Origin of the sequence: Paenibacillus sp. PSB04 (assembly GCF_025809195.1) — a bacterium.
Classification (GTDB): Bacteria; Bacillota; Bacilli; order Paenibacillales; family Paenibacillaceae; genus Paenibacillus_AQ; species Paenibacillus_AQ favisporus.
This window is the reverse complement of sequence record NZ_CP081301.1, coordinates 1,567,501-1,590,358: the sequence shown is the minus strand read 5'-3', so window position 1 is coordinate 1,590,358 and position 22,858 is coordinate 1,567,501. Positions and strand designations below refer to the sequence as shown.

Annotated in this window: 19 protein-coding genes; 7 read left to right on the top strand and 12 right to left on the bottom strand. The window is 52.9% G+C overall.

Annotated elements, in window-relative coordinates; genetic code table 11:
• Positions 1–162 precede the first annotated feature (162 nt).
• The 4 genes from K2F33_RS07700 to K2F33_RS07685 form a co-directional block, all read right to left on the bottom strand.
• Positions 163–633: an SgcJ/EcaC family oxidoreductase gene (locus tag K2F33_RS07700; RefSeq protein ID WP_076173223.1), complete on the bottom strand. Its 471-nt coding sequence runs from the start codon at positions 631–633 to the stop codon at positions 163–165.
• 360 nt (positions 634–993) lie between these two features.
• The gene (locus K2F33_RS07695; protein ID WP_263881347.1) at positions 994–2,382 is read right to left on the bottom strand and encodes an FAD-dependent oxidoreductase; all 1,389 of its coding nucleotides are present in this window, start codon (positions 2,380–2,382) and stop codon (positions 994–996) included.
• Positions 2,383–2,691: 309 nt separating this feature from the next.
• Positions 2,692–3,138, bottom strand: coding sequence for an Hsp20/alpha crystallin family protein (locus K2F33_RS07690; protein ID WP_263881346.1), 447 nt, complete (start codon positions 3,136–3,138; stop codon positions 2,692–2,694).
• A gap of 198 nt (positions 3,139–3,336) precedes the next feature.
• Positions 3,337–4,278 (bottom strand): helix-turn-helix transcriptional regulator, encoded by a 942-nt coding sequence (locus tag K2F33_RS07685; RefSeq protein WP_263881345.1) that lies wholly within the window; start codon positions 4,276–4,278, stop codon positions 3,337–3,339.
• Between the two features lie 142 nt (positions 4,279–4,420).
• Here K2F33_RS07685 and K2F33_RS07680 point away from each other — a divergent pair, with 142 nt between their 5' ends.
• Entirely contained in the window at positions 4,421–5,599 is a 1,179-nt protein-coding gene (locus K2F33_RS07680) for an epoxide hydrolase family protein (protein ID WP_263881344.1), read from the top strand.
• A gap of 72 nt (positions 5,600–5,671) precedes the next feature.
• Here K2F33_RS07680 and K2F33_RS07675 read toward each other — a convergent pair whose 3' ends face one another.
• Both K2F33_RS07675 and K2F33_RS07670 read right to left on the bottom strand, forming a co-directional pair.
• Positions 5,672–6,559: an ADP-ribosylglycohydrolase family protein gene (locus K2F33_RS07675; RefSeq protein WP_089549365.1), complete on the bottom strand. Its 888-nt coding sequence runs from the start codon at positions 6,557–6,559 to the stop codon at positions 5,672–5,674.
• Between the two features lie 252 nt (positions 6,560–6,811).
• The gene (locus K2F33_RS07670) at positions 6,812–7,396 is read right to left on the bottom strand and encodes a TetR/AcrR family transcriptional regulator (RefSeq protein ID WP_089549366.1); all 585 of its coding nucleotides are present in this window, start codon (positions 7,394–7,396) and stop codon (positions 6,812–6,814) included.
• Positions 7,397–7,639: 243 nt separating this feature from the next.
• Between K2F33_RS07670 and K2F33_RS07665 the strand changes: the two genes are divergently transcribed.
• The 4 genes from K2F33_RS07665 (at position 7,640) to K2F33_RS07650 (ending at position 13,261) form a co-directional block, all read left to right on the top strand.
• Positions 7,640–8,074, top strand: a complete 435-nt coding sequence (locus tag K2F33_RS07665; RefSeq protein ID WP_116233065.1) for a DUF6526 family protein — start codon at positions 7,640–7,642, stop codon at positions 8,072–8,074.
• 25 nt (positions 8,075–8,099) lie between these two features.
• Positions 8,100–8,591 carry a DUF6022 family protein gene (locus K2F33_RS07660; RefSeq protein WP_263881343.1) on the top strand — a complete coding sequence of 164 codons (492 nt, stop codon included), beginning with the start codon at positions 8,100–8,102 and terminating at the stop codon, positions 8,589–8,591.
• The gene (locus K2F33_RS07655) at positions 8,588–8,998 is read left to right on the top strand and encodes a DUF6220 domain-containing protein (RefSeq protein ID WP_263881342.1); all 411 of its coding nucleotides are present in this window, start codon (positions 8,588–8,590) and stop codon (positions 8,996–8,998) included. The genes K2F33_RS07660 and K2F33_RS07655 overlap by 4 nt, the downstream gene beginning before the upstream one ends.
• A gap of 216 nt (positions 8,999–9,214) precedes the next feature.
• Complete coding sequence (locus K2F33_RS07650) at positions 9,215–13,261, top strand: glycoside hydrolase family 10 protein (RefSeq protein ID WP_263881341.1); 4,047 nt, start codon at positions 9,215–9,217, stop codon at positions 13,259–13,261.
• Positions 13,262–13,340: 79 nt separating this feature from the next.
• Here K2F33_RS07650 and K2F33_RS07645 read toward each other — a convergent pair whose 3' ends face one another.
• Entirely contained in the window at positions 13,341–14,126 is a 786-nt protein-coding gene (locus tag K2F33_RS07645) for a hypothetical protein (protein ID WP_076173124.1), read from the bottom strand.
• Between the two features lie 291 nt (positions 14,127–14,417).
• Here K2F33_RS07645 and K2F33_RS07640 point away from each other — a divergent pair, with 291 nt between their 5' ends.
• On the top strand, positions 14,418–15,110 hold the full coding sequence (locus K2F33_RS07640) for a hypothetical protein (RefSeq protein WP_076173125.1): 693 nt from the start codon (positions 14,418–14,420) through the stop codon (positions 15,108–15,110).
• A 132-nt stretch (positions 15,111–15,242) separates the two neighbouring features.
• Here K2F33_RS07640 and K2F33_RS07635 read toward each other — a convergent pair whose 3' ends face one another.
• The 3 genes from K2F33_RS07635 to K2F33_RS07625 all read right to left on the bottom strand — a co-directional run bounded on the left by K2F33_RS07635 (position 15,243) and on the right by K2F33_RS07625 (position 18,285).
• Positions 15,243–16,319 (bottom strand): bifunctional glycosyltransferase family 2/GtrA family protein, encoded by a 1,077-nt coding sequence (locus K2F33_RS07635; protein ID WP_076173224.1) that lies wholly within the window; start codon positions 16,317–16,319, stop codon positions 15,243–15,245.
• A 31-nt stretch (positions 16,320–16,350) separates the two neighbouring features.
• Positions 16,351–17,367 (bottom strand): phosphodiester glycosidase family protein, encoded by a 1,017-nt coding sequence (locus K2F33_RS07630; RefSeq protein ID WP_076173126.1) that lies wholly within the window; start codon positions 17,365–17,367, stop codon positions 16,351–16,353.
• Positions 17,368–17,655: 288 nt separating this feature from the next.
• The gene (locus K2F33_RS07625; protein WP_076173127.1) at positions 17,656–18,285 is read right to left on the bottom strand and encodes an HD domain-containing protein; all 630 of its coding nucleotides are present in this window, start codon (positions 18,283–18,285) and stop codon (positions 17,656–17,658) included.
• 252 nt (positions 18,286–18,537) lie between these two features.
• Between K2F33_RS07625 and K2F33_RS07620 the strand changes: the two genes are divergently transcribed.
• Complete coding sequence (locus K2F33_RS07620) at positions 18,538–18,867, top strand: ArsR/SmtB family transcription factor (protein WP_076173128.1); 330 nt, start codon at positions 18,538–18,540, stop codon at positions 18,865–18,867.
• A gap of 66 nt (positions 18,868–18,933) precedes the next feature.
• Here the strand turns inward: K2F33_RS07620 and K2F33_RS07615 are convergent, their stop codons facing one another.
• Together K2F33_RS07615 and K2F33_RS07610 are read right to left on the bottom strand one after the other, a co-directional pair.
• Positions 18,934–21,519: a metallophosphoesterase gene (locus K2F33_RS07615; protein ID WP_263881340.1), complete on the bottom strand. Its 2,586-nt coding sequence runs from the start codon at positions 21,517–21,519 to the stop codon at positions 18,934–18,936.
• Positions 21,520–21,524: 5 nt separating this feature from the next.
• Positions 21,525–22,790 (bottom strand): class I SAM-dependent methyltransferase, encoded by a 1,266-nt coding sequence (locus K2F33_RS07610; RefSeq protein ID WP_076173130.1) that lies wholly within the window; start codon positions 22,788–22,790, stop codon positions 21,525–21,527.
• Between the last annotated feature and the right edge of the window lie 68 nt (positions 22,791–22,858).

The following is a 22,858-nucleotide window of genomic DNA, read 5'->3' as shown; positions in this document are numbered from 1 at the left end:
GGAAGCGCCGGGTTTGGGTATTAAGGTGATCATTACAATAGATCCCCCTTTCGTTTGTTTAGGTTTGCTGCAACGGCAGCCGGGCAGGACGAAAGGGGTCATTTCTATGCTTCAATCGTTCCCAGGCTGATGCGCCGATCAGGCCATCCTCCTGTAACTGTCTCAACGAAGCTGCTGCTGAACAGCCCGCCGCGAGCTCATCTTCGTGAATATTTTTTGCATCAGACCCGGTCCGGAAATCCGGCTGTTCTGAAACGCGGCGATGCGCCATTCGCCGTTTTGCTTTACAACCACATTGGTGTTAATGGAGTCACGTTTCTTTGGCGCCTGCTTCTGCCATCTCATTTTGACGGCGCCCAGTCCGTGAAAGATCGCCAGCTCCGGCGTAATAAAATCGATTTTCGCAATCTCCCCGTCCAGCGTAGACCCTCTCAATACGCCGTTCCACAGCTCCTGATGCACATCGGCAATCGCCTTTCTTCCTTTCAGATGCTCGCCTTGAAAAGTAACGTAGTCGGCCTGGTCGGTAAAGCATGCCCCGTAAGCCTCGCCATCCCCTTTTCCCCAAGCCCATTTCAGCTTTTCAAACAGCTGCTCAATTTCCTTCCGGTCTTGCGCCTGATTTGTATTCATGTTCATCATCCTTCATCTCCTTTTATTGAATGGCCGCCTGATTACGCGGATTTCTTTGCTATTCAAGAAACGGTTCGCTGACATTAACTGGACCAACTAATTATCTTGATTTATATAATATCTTGATTAATTAAGATAATATGCGGACGGAGGTGATTTGTCAATAGATCCCTTAAGTTTTTTTAAAAAGAAATGAAGTACATCCCACCCCGTCAGCGAAAAAGCAAAAAAATCCCGGCCCCTTCGGGCCGGAATCAAGCATGATTATGGTGTTGGCAAAAAGCAGGCTGGCAATCCCGCTTCCCGCCGGAATGGAATTCCTCGTGGTTCGAATGATTCATTAAATGACTCGTGATTACATTACACGGCTAATTTCGTTTGGACCGCAGCTTCCGGAGCCGTCTGCTCCTTCTTCATTTCCTCCATGGCGGCCAGTCCGGCCGTATTCAGCACATTCCACGGCTTGTTGTAATGCGGCTGGAAGAAGAAGTCCACAAAAGCCAGCTCCTGCACCGTCATCCGGTTCTGGATGCATACCGACAGCGTATTGGCCGCTTGGGTCATATCCGCCTTCGACATTACCTGGGCCCCGACGATCCGGCCGCCGTCCGCTTCGAAGACCAGCTTCAGCATGACATCATCGTAGGTCGGCATGAACTCCGGACGGTTGTTTTCATGGATCGTTACAGTTTTCACATTCAAGCCTGCAGCAAGTGCGGCGGCCTCGGTCATGCCCGTCGAAGCGATGTTCCAGTCAAACAGCCGGATGGCCGACGTTCCCTGGGTACCCTGGTAGCGCACGGTCGGCTGCACTAAATTCATACCGGCCAGCGTACCCATCCGCACCGCATTGGTAGCCAGCGGAATGTACATCGCCGTTCCCGTCGGATTGTAGCGTACGGCACAGCTGTCGCCAGCGGCCAGTACATCGGGGTTGCTGGTACGCATATAGTCGTCGACGATAATGGCGCCGTTCGGCAGCATGTCGACTTGACCCTTCAGCAGATCCGTGCCGGGACGGAAGCCGATGCACAGCACAACCATATCGGCTTCAAACGTGCCGTCTGTGGTGACGACCTCGCGCACTTTGCCTTCGCTGCCGCGGAAGCCTTCCACCGTCCGGCCCAGCGCCAGCTGCACGCCGCGGTCCTTTAGCGTCTGCTCGGCCAAGTCGGTCAGATCGCGGTCAAGGTACTTGGCCATGACACGATCCATGTTATCGATCAGGGTGACCTGCTTGCCAAGCTCGCGGAACGCTTCGACCAGCTCGATGCCGATATACCCGGCGCCGATGACGGTGATGCGCTCTGCATCCGCAGCGCGGGCAATGATTTCCTGCGCGTGAGCGTAGTTTTTGCACAGCTGGACATTGTCCAGATCGATTCCTTCCATTTTCGGAATAACCGGCCACGAGCCTGTGGTGACCACCAGCTTATCATAGCTGTCCGTAAATTCTTCGCCGGTCACCAGGTTGCGGACATTCAGCGTCTTGGCGTTGGTGTCGACGGCCAGCACTTCGTGCCGCATCCGGGTCACAGTGCCGAGCCCTGCCAGTTCTTCCGGATTGCTGTAGAACAATCCGCCAGCGTCCTTAACGACACCTCCGACGTGAAGGGCGATGCCGCACGACAGGAACGAAATGTTATCGTTGCGTTCGTACACCGTAATTTGGGCTTCCGGGTGCTGCACGGCAATGCTTTTCACAGCGGCGGTTCCGGCATGGGTACATCCAATGACTGCGACTTTCATGGTAATTCCTCCTTATAGGGAATGAAATGGATAATGTGAAACGGAATGGATAACTTAATGGATAAGCAGCGGAATGGAGGACACTGCTCATTTGTGAAATAATGCACAATATACTTCAAAAAAATATTTCCGATGATTTAGCTGCCTTGACTGTTTGTGATTTATATCACAACCTCTTTATGGCTTAATCATACACCTTCCCTTTCACCTTTGCAAGGGGTTTGTGAAAAAAATCTCAAAATTATGATCATAACAAAAAGCACCCCGTCCGGGATGCTACGGGATGCTTCATATCTGTTTACTGTATGATTAGATGTCTTCGCGAATTTGAATACGTTTGGTGCGTTGGTTAGGTTGTTTTGGAATTTCCATGTTCAGTACGCCGTCTTTCAGGGACGCGTTGATTCCGTCTGCATGAATATCGGGAACGTAGAAGCTGCGCGTGTATTCCCCATAGCGGCGTTCTCTGCGGATGACTTGTTCGTCTTGGTTGTCCACGCGATGGTCTTCCTTGCGAACGGCTTTGATCGTCAGGTAAGGCTCAGCGTAGCTGATCTCGATATCTTCTTTTTGAAAACCGGGCAGCTCCGCCTCCACCAGATACGATTGCTCCGTTTCTCGGATATCGGTCTTAAAGGACGTCAACGATCCTTTGAAAGATGTAAACCAATCGTCGCTGAACACGTCGTTAAAGGATTTCACCAATGGTCCAAAGGCATCTTCTCTGCGTTTTCCAAAAGGAATCAAGTCAAACATGCTTCATTTCCCCTTTCGATTTGACCTTGTTTGACCTTACGACTTTATTATATGCCTGTGGGTGTGAAAAGACAAAAACGATGACAGCTGATTACACGCGATTATAGCCTGATTTGACTCGTTTTATGGTGGATTTATCGTAAAAATTATTATTTTGACCTTGTTTGACCTTCGGATAATCGTATGTAAATTTCTGCATTAATCCTTGTAATTCCCCGCCGTTTGCACCGCCATCTGCCGGATCCTCTCGGCTACATAAGCTGGCTCAAGCACCCGCAAATCCGGCCCGTAGCTCAGCAGCATGCCGTACATCCAATGATTATCCGGGTAACTCGCCCGGACCAGCAGCGATCCGTCCGCTTCCATCTCGACGTTCTCAGCGCCAAAAACCTCCTCCACCCGTACGCTCAGCCGCGGCTTAAAACGCAGCAGGAGAGAAACGGCAGGGCCGGTCTCCTGGTTCCCCCACCTTGCATCCAGTTCGTCCATGCGCACGCCGCGGGACGGAAATTGTTCCAGATGAACCTTTAAGCCGCTCAATCGGGAAACCCGAAACGTCCGATAATCCTGACGGGTTCGGCAGTAGGCGTATAAATACCAGGCGTACCCCTTCCAAGCCAGGCCAATGGGCTCGACTTCGCGCTGCTCGGCCGTCCCTTCCGAATTGGTGTATAGGAAGGACACAACCGACCGGTGCTTTGACGCCTGCCTTAGCGAAACGAGGACTGACTTGTCCTTGATTCCTCCTCCATGCCACAGGTTGGTGTCAAACACGAGCGTTTCACCCTCATCCTCCATTTGGTCCTGCTCGGATTTGGCGACAAGCGCCTTGATTTTGGTCAGCAGATCGTCCATTTCCCGGTCATCCAGGGAAGCCTGTACGCCTTTTAAGGCGACGAGGATCGATTTCAGGTCTTCCAGGGTGACAATCTGCCGCTCAATCCGGTACTTCTCCATAATTTCATATCCGCCGTCCGTTCCTGCATAGGACACAATCGGAATCCCCGCAGCGTTAATCGTCTCGAGATCGCGGTAGATCGTGCGCAGCGATACCTCGTACTTATCGGCAAGGGTCTGGGCGTTCACCCTGCGCCGGCTCAGCAGGATCATCGTAATGCCAAGCAGCCGTTCTACTTTCAAGCTACCCCTCTCCTTTGTCAAAGAAATGGCGATTCACAAAAAAGATCACTTTTTATATCCACTGCATTTCTCGCTGACATACTGTTGTCAAGGTGGGGCGCCTACAATAAAGACATAAGAACCCCCAAGGAGGATGTTAAAAATGAAAATGTTCGCTAGTAGCCCAACCAATCCGGGTACGATCCGCCCCTTCCGCTTGGAAACGACGCCGGCAGAGCTCCAGGACCTCAAGCAGCGCTTGAGCATGACCCGCTGGCCGGATGAGCTTCCGGAGGCAGGCTGGAATTACGGAGCGCCGCTCTCTTTTGTGAAGGACATGGCGGCTTACTGGGAGCATTCCTTTGATTGGACCAAGCAGGAACAGCGCCTCAACAGCTATCCTCAGTTCACGACGACGATTGACGGTGCGAACATCCACTTCTTCCATATTCGTTCCTCCGAGCCGGGTGCGGTGCCGCTCATGCTCATTCACGGATGGCCCAGCTCCCCTGTGGAATTCCTGGAGCTGGTCGGTCCGCTGACCGATCCGACATCGTATGGCGGCGATGCCGCAGATGCCTTTCACCTGGTCATCCCCTCGCTGCCGGGCTTTGGCCTGTCAGGCCCGACAACCGAAGCGGGCTGGAGCCCATCCCGGGCAGCCCAAGCACTGGATGCGCTCATGACGCTCCTCGGCTATGAGCAGTACGGCGTGCAGGGCGGGGATATGGGCGCCATGATCGCACCGGAAATCGGCCGCATCGCCGCCGGCCGCGTCATCGGGGTGCATGTCAACGCAGCGACCATGGGCTTTGTGCCGTTCGGGGCTATCGAAGACGATGTATTTGCATCGCTGACCGATGCTGAGAAGGTGCGGGTCGGCCGATTGGGGCATTTTATGAAGGAAAGATTCGGGTTTAACATAATCCAGTCCACCAGACCGCAGACGCTCGCTTACGGGCTTCACGACTCTCCGGCCGGACTTCTGGCCTGGACCTGCGAATTGTTTAACGGTTTTGGCGATACGATCGATGCTGTGGACCGCGATACGTTCCTTACCAACCTTATGCTGTACTGGCTGACGGGAACGGCAAACTCCTCTACGCGCATGTATTACGAAGGCGCACACGACCCGGGTGCCTGGGCTCCGAAAGACTTGTCGCCAACTCCTGTAGGTGTCGCGGTATTCCAATTATCCGATGTGGCGATCCGCCGCTTTGCCGAGCAGGGCAACCGCATCGTGCATTGGAGCGAGTTCGAGCGGGGTACGCATTTTGCCGCGATCGACGCGCCGGAACTGATGATCAAGGACATCCGTACGTTTTTTCGGAATGTGCTGTAACCGTTAAAGTGGATAGATGTAGGGTGGCACCTGAGCGGTGCCCTTTTATCCTTTTATTGCTGCGGCTTCTTTTTACGATGACGATGAATTCCTCAACGCATACAGCTGCGAGACCACCCGGTCTAGCCGATCCTTGATCAGAATGGTATCCGTGTACTTCGCCGGGATCCCCTCATAGCCGTAATAGATGCCCGCCAACCCGCCGGCGATCGCTCCAATCGTATCGGAATCGCCGCCCAGGTTAGCGGCCCGCTGCACCGCATCGCTGAAGTCGGTCGCGTGAAGCAGAATATGCAGCACCCAACGGAATGTATGGACCACGAACCCGCTGGGAGGACAGTCTGGTTCGTCTTCGATCATTCCTTCATACTCACTGCCTTTGATCTCAGCCAAGATGGCTTCGCTTAGGTCCTCTCCCCGCAATAGACGATCGGCAATGCGATTATAAATAACGCAAGCTTCCGCGCACCTTGGATCGTAATGCGTCATTCGTGATTGCATGATCGTTACCCGCTCAACCTCAGCCGGGTCGTTGTAAGCCAGCGCAACCGGGAGGCATCGCATCAATGAGCCGTTCCCGCCGCTTTGACCCATGTCTGCATGAGCAATAAAAGCAGATTCGAGCCAATCCCCCTCATATTTTTCAAACACATGCCGGATGATGTTCCCGATGTCCTTGGGCCGCGATTGATACCATTCGAGAAAATGACGCCCGATCGCCTCCAGCGGCTCCGCGGGATTTTCCAGAATCCCTTCCGCCACGCAGAGCGTCATCATCGTATCGTCGGTTACTTCCCCCGGTTCGAGCTGCCATACCCCGCCGCCGATGATCTCCGTCAAATAGCCATATTGGGCTTTTACTTCCCGGACACTCATAAACTCCGTCGTTCCGCCAAGCGCGTCACCCACGGCCACACCGTAGAGGCCGCCCTTCAAGCGTTCGAGCATTTGATCCTGCATGCCAACACCCCCTGTTCTGAATCATCTGGAAAAGATGTCCAGTCGTTCTAATAGCTATGATTATATTAAAAATATCTATCGACGTACATTCCATGAAGACAGACCGCGTTTAGAGGAAATTTTATTGCGAGATTCAGGATGTTTAGCATAGAAGTTTATACTTTCTGATCTCTAATCCAAAAGAGAGACCTGCCGTTTGGGCATGCAGTTCACAGATAACAAAACCCAGCTTGGGAAGCTGGGTTCGTTCATTTATAATAGGGCAGATAAGGTATCCAAAACGCGGGCCGCAAATTGTGCCCGTTCTTCGGGCGGCTCCTCTTTGCCCAAAAAGTTAATTTGAAACGCATGCTGGAAGCAGCTCCCCAGGAGTAAATCGGCAATCGCTCTCGAATCCGTGCCCTCCCCGACTCTGCCCAGCTGCTTCTCTTGATTCAAATAAGCTTCCACGGCCTCGTTGGCCCTGTGGGGACCTTCATTCCGCAGCTCAAAACCTTCCCGCTGACGAAGCAGCAGACCCGGTTCAGAGAAAATGGAACCGATCAGGGGCATGGAGCTATGAAAATCCTCCAGCGCGGCAAGAGTAACCTGCTCCAGATTGGTTCGCACAGTGTCTTTACCTGCCATGGTTTGCAGCGACGATAAGGTTCTCATCAAATGCTTTAATTGTCCACGGATCACATGAACAAATAAATCTTCTTTGCTGGAAAAGTGGTTATACAGCGATCCTTCCGAACAGCCGGCAGTCCGGGCGATTTCCTTGGTTGTCGTCTTGGCAAGCCCGTTCCTTAATAACACCTGTTCTGCGGCGTCGGCAATTTTATTTTTTAAGTCCAATGGTATCCCTCACTCTATTGACATAGCAGTAATTACTGGTTATGCTTCCATTATGAGTGTGCACTCACTCATTGTCAAGCCAACCAATCTGGCGGTTGAATGGGTTTATTTAGACAAAAATGAGTGTGTACTCACTCATATCGACGGTGAGGATGAATATGCTAGCCTGTTCCATTCCTGGATACTCCGTCCCCCCTCAAGTGAGTGTGCGCTCACTCAAAATACCGAGAAAGGAGGTTTACGATGAAATCACAAAATTATAAAACTCATGTCAGGATGGTTCCGGCGTTCCATTTTTTCCTGGTGCCCCTGGGTATCATTACGCTGGTCGCTTCCATTATCCATTTATTTGTCGCAGAGCTGCGCGGGATATCCTTGTTTTCCTCGCTGCTGTTCGTGTCGGTCTCCCTGATGGCGGTCATGACGATGATCTTCGCCCGGAGGTTCGCCTGCAAGGTGCAGGACCGCGCCATTCGGGCCGAGGAAAACTTACGCAGCTTCGCACTCACCGGCAGGCTGCTTGATCCCCGTCTGTCAATGAATCAAATTCTTGCGCTGCGATTCGCTCCGGATGAGGAATGGATGGCTTTATGCGACAAGGCTGTGAAAGAAAATCTGCCCCCTGAGCGCATCAAGCGGTCCATTAAAGCCTGGAAAGCCGATTTTGAACGCGTATAATCCCCTAATGAATGGAGGACGAAAAGTGAAGCATCTATCCGAAACATTAAGAGAGACGACCCTGCATGTGCTAGCTGCCCATGCCCAGCAATATATCGATAACCAATGGAAGCCGGTATGGGAAAGGCATCTTGAAGAAACGGAACGAATTTTTGCAAAAGGCGGCGATTCCGCTTATGGCTTCTACTGCCTTAAACTGTTTCAGCCCTTGGCTGCGGAAATCGCAGAAGCGGGATGGGTCACCCAGCCGGTTCTGCCGGGGACTTTTCCTCAATCGGAAGAGCACTGGGGACCATGGGAAAACCGGGAAAGGCGATTTTGGAGCGTCATCCAACATGACAGCGGAAAAGCGCTCGGTACGCTGATTACGCGTATTTTTCACGATCATACCCAACTTCGTCTGCCCAGACCGCCGCATATCTACGCGATCCATGAAACGGACCCCTCAGAAATTTCCCACATTCTAATTCACGCCGACCCCAATGTTCTGGATTCGCGGACGGACGGTGAGTCATGATGGTAGACAGACCCTATACGCGGATGGCCCGTATCTGTTTTATGACACTCGCATGGCTGTTCACCATCTCCGTCGCAATCCAGGTGTTTTTCGCTGGACTCGCCCTCTTCGTGAGCCCGGATAACTGGCTAATCCATGCAAATTTCGCCAGGTATTTCTCATTGCTGCCTCTAATTATGGCTGTGTTAGCCTGGACCGCCCGTTTGCCCGGCAAAATGATCCGGAGAAGTTTAGGGCTGCTCGGCATGACAATAGGCATGTTTCTGACCGCAGTGCTGTCATCCCGAATCGGTATGTTATCCGCGCTGCACCCGGTCATTGCGATCATGCTTTTTGGGGGCAGTATTGCCATCCTCCGCCCGCTTCGGGATCAAAAACCCAAAAAACGCATCGTTAATCATGGATAGATAAAAGCGCAAGTAAGGGCACCTTGAAAGGTGCCCGTTTTTCATTCCAGCCGATGCAGCGGATTCATTTATATAAAAAAAGCACGATATCTCCTTTCATTTGCTGTAAGACGCGCGTTTCAGGCGAATGGTATCATCTTGGCGGGAAAGGAGGATTCGCCGAGCAAAAATGTAAGCGCTTAATAAATAACATTTGACGCAGGGGGAGTGCAATGAATGAGTAAATGGATGAAACAAGCCTTTTCGGCCGTAATCGCTGCGGCTCTGATCATGCCATCGGGCTGGCTGGCCTCGGATGTAAGCGCGGATGCAGAGTCGCCGGATGCCGGTACGGTAACGGTGGTATACCATGAAACCTTTGCGAACGGGACTGGCAAAGCCGTTCAATCGGGAGGCGCCAACCTCGCACATGTGTCTGGCAAAGTTTTTGACGGGAATGAGGATGGAGGCGCTCTTTATGTAAGCAACCGAGTCAACAACTGGGACGCGGCTGATTTCAAATTTGCCGATCTGGGGCTCGAAAATGGCAAAACGTACACCGTGACGGCAGCCGTATATGTAGATTCCGGTGCAGCCGTGCCAGCCGATGCCAAAGCAGCGCTCCAAACGGTTGACAGTTACGGGAATTATGCGGAAGCAGATTATGAGGCCGGCAAAGCGGTCACCTTGACCAAAGAGTTCACCGTGGATACGAGCAAAGATAAGGCTCTTCGCATCAACTCTAATGAGGCCGGTGCCACAGTCCCCTTCTACCTAGGCGACATCCTCATCACTGAAAAGGCTGGCTCCGGCGGGGGCGGAAACGAAGAACCGCCTAGAGATCCTGCCTTGCCTTTCAGCACGATCACTTTTGAGGATCAGACCCCCGGTGGCTTTGAAGGCCGATCCGGCACGGAGAAGCTAACCGTCACCGATGAAGCCAACCACACACCGGACGGTGCGTACGCCCTCAAAGTGGAAGGACGGACCGCTACCTGGCATGGACCATCGCTGCGTGTGGAGAAATACGTGGATAAAGGCGCCGAGTATAAAATATCCGCCTGGGTCAAGCTAATCAGCCCCGCCAGCTCACAGATTCAGCTATCCACCCAGATCGGCAGCGGTGGCAGCGCGAATTATGTGACCCTGGCCCCCAAAACGATCAGCACCGATGACGGCTGGGTCCAATTTGAAGGAACGTACCGTTACAACAGCGTGGGTGGCGAATACTTGACCCTTTACGTGGAAAGTTCGAGTAACGCGGAAGCCTCCTTTTATATCGACGATATCAGCTTCGAGAAAACCGGCTCAACGCCAGTCGAAATCCAGAAGGATCTGGTCCCTCTCAAGAACGCGTACCAAAACGATTTTCTGATCGGAAACGCCATCTCGGCGGAGGATCTGGAAGGCGTACGGCTGGAGCTGTTAACCATGCATCACAACGTCGCCACGGCGGGAAACGCCATGAAGCCGGATGCGCTGCAGCCGACGAAGGGCAGCTTCACGTTCACCGCAGCCGATGCAATGGTCGATAAAGTTCGGGCTGCAGGCATGCAGATGCACGGGCATGTGCTGGTATGGCATCAGCAGTCGCCGGCGTGGATGAATACGGCTCAGGACGCGCAGGGTAACACGGTCCCTCTGAGCCGCGAGGAAGCACTGGTCAACCTGCGGACCCATATTCGAACCGTCATGGAGCATTTCGGCGACAAGGTAATTTCCTGGGACGTCGTCAACGAAGCGATGAACGACAACCCGCCAAATCCGGCTGATTGGGAAGCGTCGCTGCGCAAATCCCCTTGGTATAACGCGATCGGGCCAGACTATGTCGAGCAGGCGTTCCTTGCGGCCAGGGAAGTGCTGGACGATCATCCGGATTGGGATATCAAGCTGTATTACAACGATTATAACGAGGACAACCAGAATAAGGCCCAGGCCATTTATAACATGGTCAAAGCCATGAACGACAGATATGCCGAAGCACATCCCGGCAAGAAGCTGGTCGACGGTGTCGGCATGCAGGGGCACTACAATGTGAACACGAATCCGGAAAATGTGAAGCTTTCCCTTGAGAAGTTCATCTCCTTAGGGGTCGAGGTCAGCATCAGCGAGCTGGACATCCAAGCCGGCAGCAACTACGAGCTCCCCGAGAAGCTGGCCAACGCCCAAGGCTACTTGTACGCGCAATTGATGAAGATATTCAAGGACCATGCCGCCGACATCAGCCGGGTCACCTTCTGGGGAATGGACGACGGTACAAGCTGGAGAGCTTCATCAAATCCGCTGTTGTTTGATAAAAATCTTCAAGCCAAGCCGGCATACTACGGCGTCATTGATCCGGACAAATTTATTACGGAGCATCCGCCCGAGTCGGGCAATGCCAACCAATCTATCGCGGCGTACGGCACGCCGGTGATTGACGGGACGGTCGACGCGGTTTGGAACCAAGCGGCCGCCATGCCGGTCAACCGCTATCAGATGGCGTGGCAGGGCGCGACGGGCACAGCCAAAGCGCTCTGGGACGACCACAACCTGTACGTGCTGATCCAGGTCAGCGACACACAGCTGGACAAATCCAGCGCGAACGCATGGGAGCAGGACTCCGTCGAAGTTTTCCTGGACGAGAACAACGCAAAAACTACGTTCTACCAGGATGACGACGGGCAGTTCCGCATTAACTTTGATAACGAAACTTCCTTTAATCCGCCCAAGATCGCAGATGGCTTCGAGTCGGCGACCAAAGCAGCCGGCACAAACTACACGGTAGAAATGAAAATTCCGCTCAAAACAGTAACGCCAGCCAATCAGTTGAAGCTTGGTTTCGACGCCCAGGTCAATGACGCGAAAGACGGCGCCCGCCAAAGCGTCGCCGCCTGGAACGACACGACCGGCAACGGCTACCAGGATCCATCCGTGTTCGGCGTACTGACCCTCACCGGCAAACCCGCCAATCCGGGCGACAATGGCTCGGGCAACGAGGGCGGTGGCGGAAACAACGGTGGTAACGGCGGAAGTAACGGAAACGGCGGCAATAGCGGAAGCGGTAATGGCAGCAACAGCAGCGGCAATAACAGCAACGGCGGCGGCAGCCCGCAAACCGGGATTACCATAAGCACCGATGGTGCCGTTACAATCAAGCCGGAAGCGAAAATCCAAGACGGACGTGCCGTGAGTACCATTTCTGCCGACAACCTGAAAAAGGCGCTGGAGCAAGCGGCCGTACCCGCCAATGGGAAGAAGCTAATCGTGATCGAGGCGGCAAACCCACCCGGTACCGGTTCCGTTGAAGTCCAGCTCCCGGCTCAAAGCCTTAGTGGAAAAGAATCCTTCGAGCTGCTGCTGAAGACGGGTTCCGCTGTTCTTCGAATTCCAAGCGGCATGCTGTCCAATCAGACAGATCTATCCGGGCAAGTATCCGTTCGCATCGGAACCGCCTCGACGGACCATTTGAACCTAACCGCAGCCGATCGTGAACGGATCGGCAGCCGTCCGGTGATCGAGCTGAGCCTTGCAGCAGGCGGCAGAACCTTGGAATGGAGTAATCCTGCAGCGCCTGTGACGGTGGAAATTCCATACAAGCCGACTGCTGAGGAATTAAGCCATCCGGATCAGATTGTAGTTTGGTATGTCGACGGCCAGGGCCAGGCGACCCCTATTCCTAACGGCCGCTATGATGCCGCCACCAGAACGGTGGTTTTCCACACCAACCATTTCAGTACTTATGCGGTCGCCTATGCGTCCACGGCCTTCGCAGACCTGCAAAACGTCCCTTGGGCCAAGCCAGCCATTGACGCCATGGCCGCCCGCGGAGTCATCCATGGAATGTCCGAGGGCCGCTTCTCTCCTGAAGCGATAATCAAAAGGGCCGACTTCGTAGCCCTTCTGGTTCGGGCGCTGGAGCTCCAAGGTACAGGCATCCCGAAAACCGCATTCAGCGATGTCGATCCAATCGCTTATAATCGTAGCGAGTTGAACACTGCCAATGAGCTGGGCATTGCGGTTGGTTTACCAGACCGTACCTTCAAGCCAGACAGCCCGATCACCCGCCAGGAGATGATGGTGCTCACTGCACGCGCGTTAACAGCGGCCGGAAAAACAGTTGAGGGCAGCGGAAGCCTGAGCGCATACGCCGACGCCGCAAGCATTGCCGGCTACGCCAAGGATAGTGCGGCTGCGCTCGTGAAAGCCGGCATCGTTACCGGCAGTAACGGTAAGATTACGCCGCAAGGTCCGCTTACCCGGGCTGAGGCGGCGGTCATTTTGTATCGGATTTGGAAGTTGTAGCATTGGGGAGTCATGTTTTGAAATGGAAAGGAGACACCGGTTAGTTGACCGGTGTCTCCTTTTTTAACCCCAGATCATCTTATCTGTGAACAGGTTCAAATCTGATTTGATCTGCAATCAATTTATTTTCTGCTTGATCGAATTTATAGGTGATCTGAAAATCGCCTACGTATTGCGGAGAAATGCCAACGCTCACACCTAACGTGGTGACGATTTGTTGATTCTTCATCCAATAATAGACGACGCCGCCAAAACTAAGCTTGTCCTGTTTAAAGTTTATACCGGCAACCTGATATTCAAATTGATGTTCTTTTCCCTGTGACTTTATCTTAATGGACAAAGTCTGATCATTTTTCCGGGTAACCCCCGTTTCGATCTGGCCGGCGACAATCTCCTGGTAGCTTTGCACTTGGATTTCGGAGAGATCCGTCCCATTCAGTACATGTAATTCATCAATATTCAGTCCCGTCCCTTTTCCCTTATTAAGGATGATCACCGCTTCTTCCTTCCCGTCGCCCGTAACATCCGTATAGTAAATCCGCGGGTCCTCAATCGTCGAAAAGCTCCAGTCGAATGCCTTGTCCACACCATTCACATCAACGGCTACAGATTCATACGAATATTGCCCTTCCTTAACCGGCGTCAGCTTTACCTCTTTGTTCTCCGAAGACCAAGATTTCGCATCCAGTGACGGATTCGCCGTATTCATATGATTCTCTAGTTGTGAATTCGTTGTTACCCGAGATTCTGTTGTTGCTTCCGTACCTGTTGAGGGACTGTTTATCATCTGATCTTTGCTGCACCCCACAAGAAAACCGAACATTAAAATCGAAGCCGAAAATAATGTGAGCTTGTTAATGACCATCCTCTCACTTTCGCTAGTTGATGCACATCATGATATACGTTCTATTTTCCATATAATTTAAGAAATGGTTGTTATGATTTGAAAATATCGTAACCTCTAATCTATAAACGCTGCTAGTCGTAAGAAGTAACGCCCCGGGAATGCCGAGGACAGAATAATCCGGCTCTTGAAGTCCAGCCACCCGAGCCATGAACGATTGAGTGAGCTAATTGCTCCACGCTCGAAGGAAAAAGCCCCCCGCGTCCAGAATATATCAGCTATGAGCGTATGATGATGGGAGAGTGAGCGCACATGAGCGATGAGCAATGGCTGAAAGTTTCCGATTTGGCGGGACAGCTTGAAATCCCTCAGCCAACAATCAGGCGATACATGGACCGGCACGGACATCACTTGCATACGAAAAAGCAGCATAAAAGTTATCTGATATCTTCCGCGTCTATTCCCGCGCTGGCCCGGATCCGTGACGAATACTCCAAGGGGCTGAACGGGGAGCAGGTCGAGGAGGTGCTGCTGGGCCAGTCATCCACGATCACGACCGTGAGCGATACCAGCGTCCATAAGGATGAGCGCGTGAGCGATAATCTTGCCGAAGCCTTGTCCGAATTGGAGAAATCCATGATCGATCGCTTTAACAACCAGGAGCAATTTAATCAGCATCTGCTCGAACTGCTGCAGCGTGAGCAGGAAAAAGTCGAACGTCTTACCGAGCTCCTTATGAAGCAGACCGAAGCGGCGGCGTCCTTGTCCCCAACGGTTCAGGCCCAGAGCCGGAAACAGGCGGATCACCTAACGGAACGAAGGGTGAAGCGTCAGCTGGAGAGCGAGGCCTTGGAGCTCTGGCTTAACAAGCCTGCGCCGGAACGAACGAAAAGGAACGTGCTGTTTCAAAGGAAAGAGGACAGCGAGGCTAAGGAAAAATTTGTGAGGGACTACGTGCTGGAACATTACGTGAGCCGTTTAAACGAGGAATTTAATAAAAGCTAAACCTGTTCGAAAAAGCATAAATAGACGAAAAAGAGCGGTCCGCATTGGATCGCTCTTTTTTTATAGAAATCCGGTGGCCCGTATTTAGCGGAACTACCTCTTGCGATATGAGGAACCTGAATTTCGCGAGGCTCACACTTTCTTATATCTCTTAACATAAGCTTTGGGCGGCCTGCCCCCGGCTTGCGACCGGGAACGGAACACGAATTTGCGCTGGCACCAGTAGCTGAACACGAACAAGGAGCCCTCGGTGAGCAGCTTGGCGATGAAAAGCGGAATCCCCACCATTTCGTGGAACAATATCAACAACCCGTAATTTAATCCCATAATAAGCGCGACCAGCGCAAAATATTTCGGAGCCGATTCGATCAGCCGGGGGGCGTCCTTTTTCACAAATACATATCGCCGGTTCATGGCGTAATTGAATATGGCGCTGCACAACCGCGAACCGACTACGGCGGCCAGCAGGCTGCCGGTAACGAACTGAAGCACGAAGAGCAGCAGAAAGTCCAGTCCCGCCGAGAGTACGGATGAAGAGCAAAACTTTAGGATAGGGGCATAAATCCGGATGGAGTCCGCAACCGGGCGGAAATGAGACGACTTGTTCTTTTCCAAATAGACGGTATCAATGGGCACCTCATGGATCGGGTAGCCGTCTCCGCGTGCCTGCAGCAGCATGTTCATTTCATACTCAAAACGGTCGCCCGGAATGCTGCACAGCCAGTCCAGCATCGCTGACGAGAAGCCACGAAGGCCGGTCTGCGTATCCATGACGAAGCGGCCGGTCGTCAGGGTGTAAACTAAGCGTGTCGCTTGGTTGCCGAACCGGCTTCGCAGCGGTACCCTGCCGGTAAAATGCCGGCAGCCGAGCACGATATGGTCCGGATGCTCGTCGACCGCCGCGGCAATCCGGACGATATCGGCCGGAAGGTGCTGTCCGTCGCTGTCCGCGCAGACGATCCCTCCCGTCTCACCCGCCTTCTTCAGGAAGGCGAAGCCGGTCTTCAAGGCCCGCCCTTTGCCAAGGTTGTGGTCGTGGGTCAGCACGATGCAGCCGGCCTGGCGAGCCGAATGAAACAGCTCCCCATAGGCCTCACCGCTGCCGTCATCGACCACGACGATCCCGCAGCGGCAAGCCGCTTTTAGGTCAGCAATCAGCTGCAGCAGTCTCTCGTCAGGCTCATAGGCCGGAATCAATACGGTTGTCATGTCGGTAGCCTCCTTCAGCTTCGTCGGTCCGTTATTCGCCAACATAAATAATGTCGCTGACGCCGCGCTCCTGGCCTTTGCCCCCAGGACTGTTGACGACCCGGCCCATAAAGTACATGGTCGATGAACCGCCGCCGTCGAGGTTGTAGGCCTCGGTTGCTCCCAGGTCCTCAAACAGATTCGCAAACTCGTTCAGCGTCACGCCCCGGCTGTAATTCTGCTGCCGCCCGTCCACCACGACAAACACGTAGTGATTCGGCGAAATGATGCCGATCCCCGTCCGCGGATTGGCCTCGTCGATCGTGCGGTTGCCGAAGTTGGTATCGATTTTGACGTTATCGAAGTCCTGCACCGCGGTGCCGTCTTTCACCAGAACCGGTCCAAACGAAAAGGTATTCGTTACCCCTTGGGCAAGCAAATCCTCGGCGGAAACCTCCTCCTCGTTATACGATTTCATCGTGCCGTCACCGAACAGCGCCAGCCCGTCACGCGCAGGCTCATCACGGTATAAGGTGCCGTTACGGATGACGACGCCGTCATTCCGGAACCCGTAATAGTCCCCGTTGATGGCAAGAATGGCATTGTTGGCGGAGGCGATCTCCGAGGTATGCTCGGTAATGTTACGGCCGAAGGAATTATTCGCGAAGGCTGTCCGGAGGTTGGACGCGCTCTTCAGCTGAACATCGGCGACGTAATACGTCATTTTATCTGCACCTGTACCGGTCTCCACTTGCTTGATCGAAATATCGACGTTATCGCTCTTGTAGTTCCAATCGTCAGAGGTTGCGTTTACCGCCGGGGCCGTGGATGCCGCAGATTCTGTATTCGTCGATGTATTCGCAGCAGCTGTTTTCGTTGTACCCGCCGACTGCCTGCCGGAAGCGGTCGACGATACGGCTGCTGCCGTGCTGGGCTGGGCAACAACCTCCTCCACATGCGGGATCAAATACCGGTCGGCCAGCCCGTACAGGATGCCGCCGACTGTGGCAATGGACAGCGTGAGACTGATGAGCAGAATGCGCTTGGACTTCTTTTTCTTATTGTTCATGGATGATTTACTCCTTGTGGCTGTAATGGGATAGCCCTAGAGTAAACCCGAATATTTAAATGGAACTTAAATGGGATATGAAGCTGATGGAATGGTGCAAAAAGCGGGGATCTGACGAAGGTGGCCATAGAGCGGCATGGCCTCATCTTGGTTCGAAGCGTATATGTAGGGAAATATTTTTTTAAAAAGAGAGGAAAAATCTATTGAAGCTGTAAAGCTTGAGAGGATGAACTGAGGTTCAAAAAGATTGAAAGGCAGGAGGATACAACCAATGATGCAAATCATGACTTATGTCGCTAAGGCTTCTTTCGTAATTTTCTCGATATCGATCGGGGATCTGGACCCTTCGCTGACTAAATCGGGGAGAATATGCTGCAAAAAGTAGTCGACGCAATGAAGCTGGATTCCTTTAATTTTGATGAGAGCATCTCTGTACATGACGACGAACTCTTTTTCTGTGTTTCCGCGCTGCAGTTCTGTAAAGGCCTCGTAGATTTGATCCAGTTTATCGGCTACTTCCAGGATTCTGCCTTCGACGGAATCGTCCTTGCCTTCACGCAGTTGCCTGCGAAAAATCGGCTGAAACTCAGACGGAATATGCTCATCAATGAAATGAGCGACCATGCCTTCCTCCACTTGCTGAAGCATTGCACGCAGTTCGAGGGAGTGGTGCTTCACGGGCGTTTTGATATCCCCGATAAAAATCTCGCCGTAATCATGGCTGCTGGTAATTTCGTACAGCTTCTTCCAGTCCACCGTGACTCCGTTGGTTTCCTCAATGTCAGCCAGCGTTTTGGCGTACTGGACAACCTTCCAGGAATGGGCGGAAACGCTGTGCTCCTCAAATTTGAACTTGCCGGGACAACGAATGATCCGTTCGAGGTCGTTCAGCGATTGAAAGTACGTATGAATTCCCATAGCTGCACCCTTTCTTTGTGTAAAATGGTTGATATACTGCTGTATTTCTAGTATACATTCGGTTTGTAAAAGGACCGTAAAGTGACGCAAGAAGTTATTGGAACCAGCGGATGGTTATGCACGGGATACCCCGGTGACGCTCCAACTTCATATTGCAGAACATTGACATGACACCAAATGGTGTCATACAATCTAGTTGTCACCAAAAGGTGTCACATCATGAGACGACAATAAGGCTTAGGAGAGAGTGCTGTGAGCGAGAACAATGAGAACCGGGATGTATTTGACGCCGTTGCAGATCCAACCAGACGCCAACTGATTCGTCTATTATCCGAGGCGGAGGAGCTCCCGCTTCATGAACTGACGCCACATTTCCAGATGGGCCGGACAGCGGTATCCAAGCATTTGACCATCCTGAAAGAGGCCGGACTGGTCGTTGACCGGAAAGTCGGCAGAGAAACGCGATTCAGGCTGAACGCTTCCCCGCTCCAAGAAATTCAAGATTGGGTGGCTTATTATACCCAGTTCTGGAGTACAAATATGCTGCGCTTGAAGCAACTTTTAGAGGAGGAAGAAGAATGAGTTTTTAAAAAGACCACCCGTAGAGGTGGTCTTTCTCATGGATCTGCATGAGGGAGAATCGAACGCCTACAGCCGTGGATCGATCTCTTGCTCCTGGGCCACCTCAAACAGCAGATTGGCAGCCGCTTCCTGGTACGCCGCATGCATCGGTTCGATCTCGTCGTATTTCACGCCGAGCATCCGGAGGCCATGCCGGTATTCGTTCTGCGAGGTCCGCAGCTTGCGGGCGATGCTTTTCTGCTTCAGCAGCTTCCGGTACTTATGCGGGAATCGGTAGTCGTAGCCGTAAATAATGGACAGGTAGTCCGGGTTGCGCACCTTCATGTACGGCACCGTCCGGCCGTCCCAAGCCTCAGGCTTGATAACGACGCCTTCCATGTGCTTCTCCGTCGTCAGCTTGGCAAAGAACCGCTCCGCCTCTGCATAACTCTCCGGTTCGGACAAATCAAGTGAAACCGATTCATCGTCCGACAAGAAGCCGTACATCTCCGATGTCGTCCACTGCGGCAATTCCTCCCCGCCGTTTTCAAAGACGATTTTCAAGATGGCGAACGGTTTATACTCCATCTCCCCTGCTTCCGCATACAGCTCCAGCTGTCTTTTGTACGTTTCGTAAGCTTCGGTATGCTGTGCCAACGATACGGACGTCTCCACAATTTCGTGCATATGCTTGTAGTTCTGGTACACGTTGGCGCCGTATTTGTCGCTTAGGTCTTTTTTAGGCATGCGGTATTGATCCTGCTCGAAGCCGCTGGCCTGATACTGCTCGGTCAATGACTGCAGAGCGGTTTCAAAACCATGGTCCTGCAAAAAGGAAAGCTCGCCCTCCAGCGCCTTCTCGATCGGCTTGAACTGCCGCTGGATCAGCCCTTCGCCGAGGGCGTTCCACGGCATCAGCTCGCCGTCCAGGATGAGCATGCGGATTCCCCGCTCCTGCATATAAGGGCCGAACTTGGCCAGCAGCCGATGGTAGACTACCGTCAGATCCACCTGCTTCACCTTGTAACCGTTGCGGCTTACCGCGAAGCACTGCTCTACGTCGAGATGCAAATAAATGTTGCAGCGCGATCCCATATATTGGGGCTGCAGCGCCACCTTCAGGACACCGTTCTCCTTGAAATAGTCCAAGCCCCGTTTCAGCGACTCCAGCTCATTTCTCTCCATATCTTTATCCGCCGGGGACATCGTACCGGAAATGAAGTTGATTTTATGCCGGGAACAGTAATGCAGCCTGCGGATATCGTCCTCCCCCAAATCCTGTACGGATACCTTCCGCTTTTCCTGGAACAGCGCCGGAAGTTCCTCGGTCAGCACGGATGTGCGCGACTTATGCGACTTCATGAACGGTTTGAACGAAACCGTCACGGACGTCAGCCCGTTTCCATGCACAGCGCCGGTGTCGAGATGGATTTTGTTGCGGATCCGGAAAGCCTGCTTGGCGGCCACATGACCGAAGATATGATACGGGTGGTTTCCGACCGCCTCATCCTTCAGGAAGGACAGCTGTTCCTCCAGCGGCGCCTCCCGGTCGATGCGGAAATTGCGCTGATGGCGGGCCGATTGGGCGTCCAACTTGCCGATGTATTTCTTCTTGCAGGGTGCATGCGTTACATAGTAGGAAGGGCCGTCCGTTCCTACATAGCGGTAAAAGGGCTTTGCCTTTTCCACCAGTTCATTAAATTTCCGGAGCAGCTCATCATCGTTTGCCAGTGTCTCGGTGGAATCAAAATACGTCTGCAGCAGCTCCTGATCCACGCCCTGGATCTCGCCCCGCAGGTATTTGTAGACGAAATTTTCGTGATTCCCCATCACGAACAAGAAATGCTCCTGATTCTCGTACAGAAATTCGATAATTTCACGCGTCTGCTTGCCTTTATCGATCCAGTCACCAGCCAGGATGACCTTCGTAGACCTTAGCTTCTCCCCTGCGAACAGCTTGCCTGCCTCCATCCGGAAGCCGTAGCTCAGCAGCAGACCCTTCAGCTCTTCCACGCACTCATGGACATCCCCCACGATGATGTACTGCGGGCCATGCGGGAGAACCGTCTCCCGGTAAGCCTCCAAATCCTCGATCATCACGCGGTAGTCGGGATTGGCCGTGCTTTCTTCAGGCCGGTAAAAGTCCTTGGCCCGTACCTTATGGATCTTCTCATAGCCATCGCGCGGCAGCGCGCCGAGCACGTCTTTTTTCAGGCGGTTGATATGATTCGTGATGAGCCGTTTGGAGCGCTCCGATGCGTAGTAGTCCTCCCTTTTCCGGTAATCGAAGACGATGATCTCAAGATTGTAGTGATTGCTGCGGGCGATCTCCCGCACCTTTTCGCGAAAATCCTCCGCCAGCCCCGTCGTATCCACCACCACGAAATCGGCATTAACCGGAAACGACGTAACCATCTTCAGCCGCTCAAACAGCAGGTGAAAAGCCTGCTCGCTCGCCTCCAGCATCACTTGATCGTATTTATCGTAATCATATCCGAGCACCTCCTGGCGGATCCGGTCGGAGGACAGATATTGAATGTTTGCTTTTAATTTCGATGTCACATCCTCAAACCGCAGTCCCGGAATCAGCACATCTTGGGCAAACGTCGTTTTGCCGCATTCCGTGGAACCGACGAGCATGAAGATGGTATGCATTTTTGTGCGGATTTCCATGAGCTTTAAGCCCCCTCTTTCTTCAAAATAACGCCCTGCGTCGTCTGGATCTGGTCGACCTCATCCCCGATCGCCGCGAATTCATGCGACAGTCCGAGCCCCTGAATCACATCCAGCATCCACGTCTGGAACTCCTCCTGCCCCATCTCCCACTTATGGTCGTCATGGCGGAAGCCGGACAGCTCGTAATAATGGTTAAAGTCGGCGTTCGGCGTCGTGATCACCAAATGATCAAAATCGACCCCGGCCACAATCTGCCGAATCAGCTGCGCCGCCTCCTCTCTGCTCATATGCTCGATCACTTCCGTCAGGATCACATCGACCCGTTCGCCGTTGTAGTCCTCGAGAAAATGCTCCACCGAGTGGAAGGGCGCAATGTTATCGATTTGCCGGGACTCCGCTTTGCGGGTCAGGGCCGCCAGGCTCTCTTCGTCGATATCGACCGCGTAATAGCTTCCTTCGATTTTGCCGGCAAACGGCAGCGCATAAAAGCCTTCACCGCATCCGACATCGAGAATGGACTTATCGAAAGGCAGCACGCTGCCGATGTAATTTCGGCGCTGCAGCGCCGTACCTCCGTACGCAAATTGGATGCGGTATCGGGCCGACGCTTCAAGCTCCGCCTTGTACTTGTTATACCGCTCCCGGGAAGCCAGGAAATTTCGGACGAACAGGCTGCGGATGTAAAACGGCGCGTCGATCACGTTGATGCTGCGGATGTATTTGTCCAGCACATGCTCGGAAATGTCGATGTATTCGTTGCCGAACATGGACAGGAACAGGCACAGCACGCTCACGGCGTGAAGGAGTTCATAAAGGCTGCGCTGCGTCGTCACCGTGAGCGAGTAGCTCTTATGCGCCTGATGCGTAATCTGAAACGTGAAGTCTTTGAGATGTTTTTCGAAAAAATCGATGTAGCGCGTGAGCTCGATATGAATCATGCCGATCATCAACGTATGCTCATACCCCTCCGTATCACGTTCGTCATGGTGCTTGAGCGGATGAGCGAAAAACTCGCCGATCGCGTTGAGCGGAAATAACGGCGTGTTGTAACGCGACACGTTCAAATATTCAAACTGCTCGTCGGCATGCTGCTTATAGGAAATTTCATTATCGGCGTCTTTGAAATAGACGTTGAACGTCTGCTCATCCGAATACCAGCCGTAGGCCATCCCTTTGCGGATGCTGCGGAGAATCATGCCGGAATGCGGGTTCTTTTTGATCAAAAATGAAAACTGCGGGTTCGTGGACTTGATTTGCACGATCGCCATACTGCACTCTCCTTGCTTGCGGGTTTCAATTCCTTGCTGTCATCATCGCTTATTTTCGTGCGCACGAA

Excerpts from the sequence above, each read along its gene's own strand:
- K2F33_RS07700 (WP_076173223.1), bottom strand. The coding sequence starts at position 633 with ATGAATACAAATCAGGCGCAAGACCGGAAGGAAATTGAGCAGCTGTTT.
- K2F33_RS07695 (WP_263881347.1), bottom strand. The coding sequence starts at position 2,382 with ATGAAAGTCGCAGTCATTGGATGTACCCATGCCGGAACCGCCGCTGTG.
- K2F33_RS07690 (WP_263881346.1), bottom strand. The coding sequence starts at position 3,138 with ATGTTTGACTTGATTCCTTTTGGAAAACGCAGAGAAGATGCCTTTGGA.
- K2F33_RS07680 (WP_263881344.1), top strand. The coding sequence starts at position 4,421 with ATGAAAATGTTCGCTAGTAGCCCAACCAATCCGGGTACGATCCGCCCC.
- K2F33_RS07675 (WP_089549365.1), bottom strand. The coding sequence starts at position 6,559 with ATGCAGGATCAAATGCTCGAACGCTTGAAGGGCGGCCTCTACGGTGTG.
- K2F33_RS07665 (WP_116233065.1), top strand. The coding sequence starts at position 7,640 with ATGAAATCACAAAATTATAAAACTCATGTCAGGATGGTTCCGGCGTTC.
- K2F33_RS07655 (WP_263881342.1), top strand. The coding sequence starts at position 8,588 with ATGATGGTAGACAGACCCTATACGCGGATGGCCCGTATCTGTTTTATG.
- K2F33_RS07650 (WP_263881341.1), top strand. The coding sequence starts at position 9,215 with ATGAGTAAATGGATGAAACAAGCCTTTTCGGCCGTAATCGCTGCGGCT.
- K2F33_RS07645 (WP_076173124.1), bottom strand. The coding sequence starts at position 14,126 with ATGGTCATTAACAAGCTCACATTATTTTCGGCTTCGATTTTAATGTTC.
- K2F33_RS07640 (WP_076173125.1), top strand. The coding sequence starts at position 14,418 with ATGAGCGATGAGCAATGGCTGAAAGTTTCCGATTTGGCGGGACAGCTT.
- K2F33_RS07635 (WP_076173224.1), bottom strand. The coding sequence starts at position 16,319 with ATGACAACCGTATTGATTCCGGCCTATGAGCCTGACGAGAGACTGCTG.
- K2F33_RS07630 (WP_076173126.1), bottom strand. The coding sequence starts at position 17,367 with ATGAACAATAAGAAAAAGAAGTCCAAGCGCATTCTGCTCATCAGTCTC.
- K2F33_RS07625 (WP_076173127.1), bottom strand. The coding sequence starts at position 18,285 with ATGGGAATTCATACGTACTTTCAATCGCTGAACGACCTCGAACGGATC.
- K2F33_RS07615 (WP_263881340.1), bottom strand. The coding sequence starts at position 21,519 with ATGGAAATCCGCACAAAAATGCATACCATCTTCATGCTCGTCGGTTCC.
- K2F33_RS07610 (WP_076173130.1), bottom strand. The coding sequence starts at position 22,790 with ATGGCGATCGTGCAAATCAAGTCCACGAACCCGCAGTTTTCATTTTTG.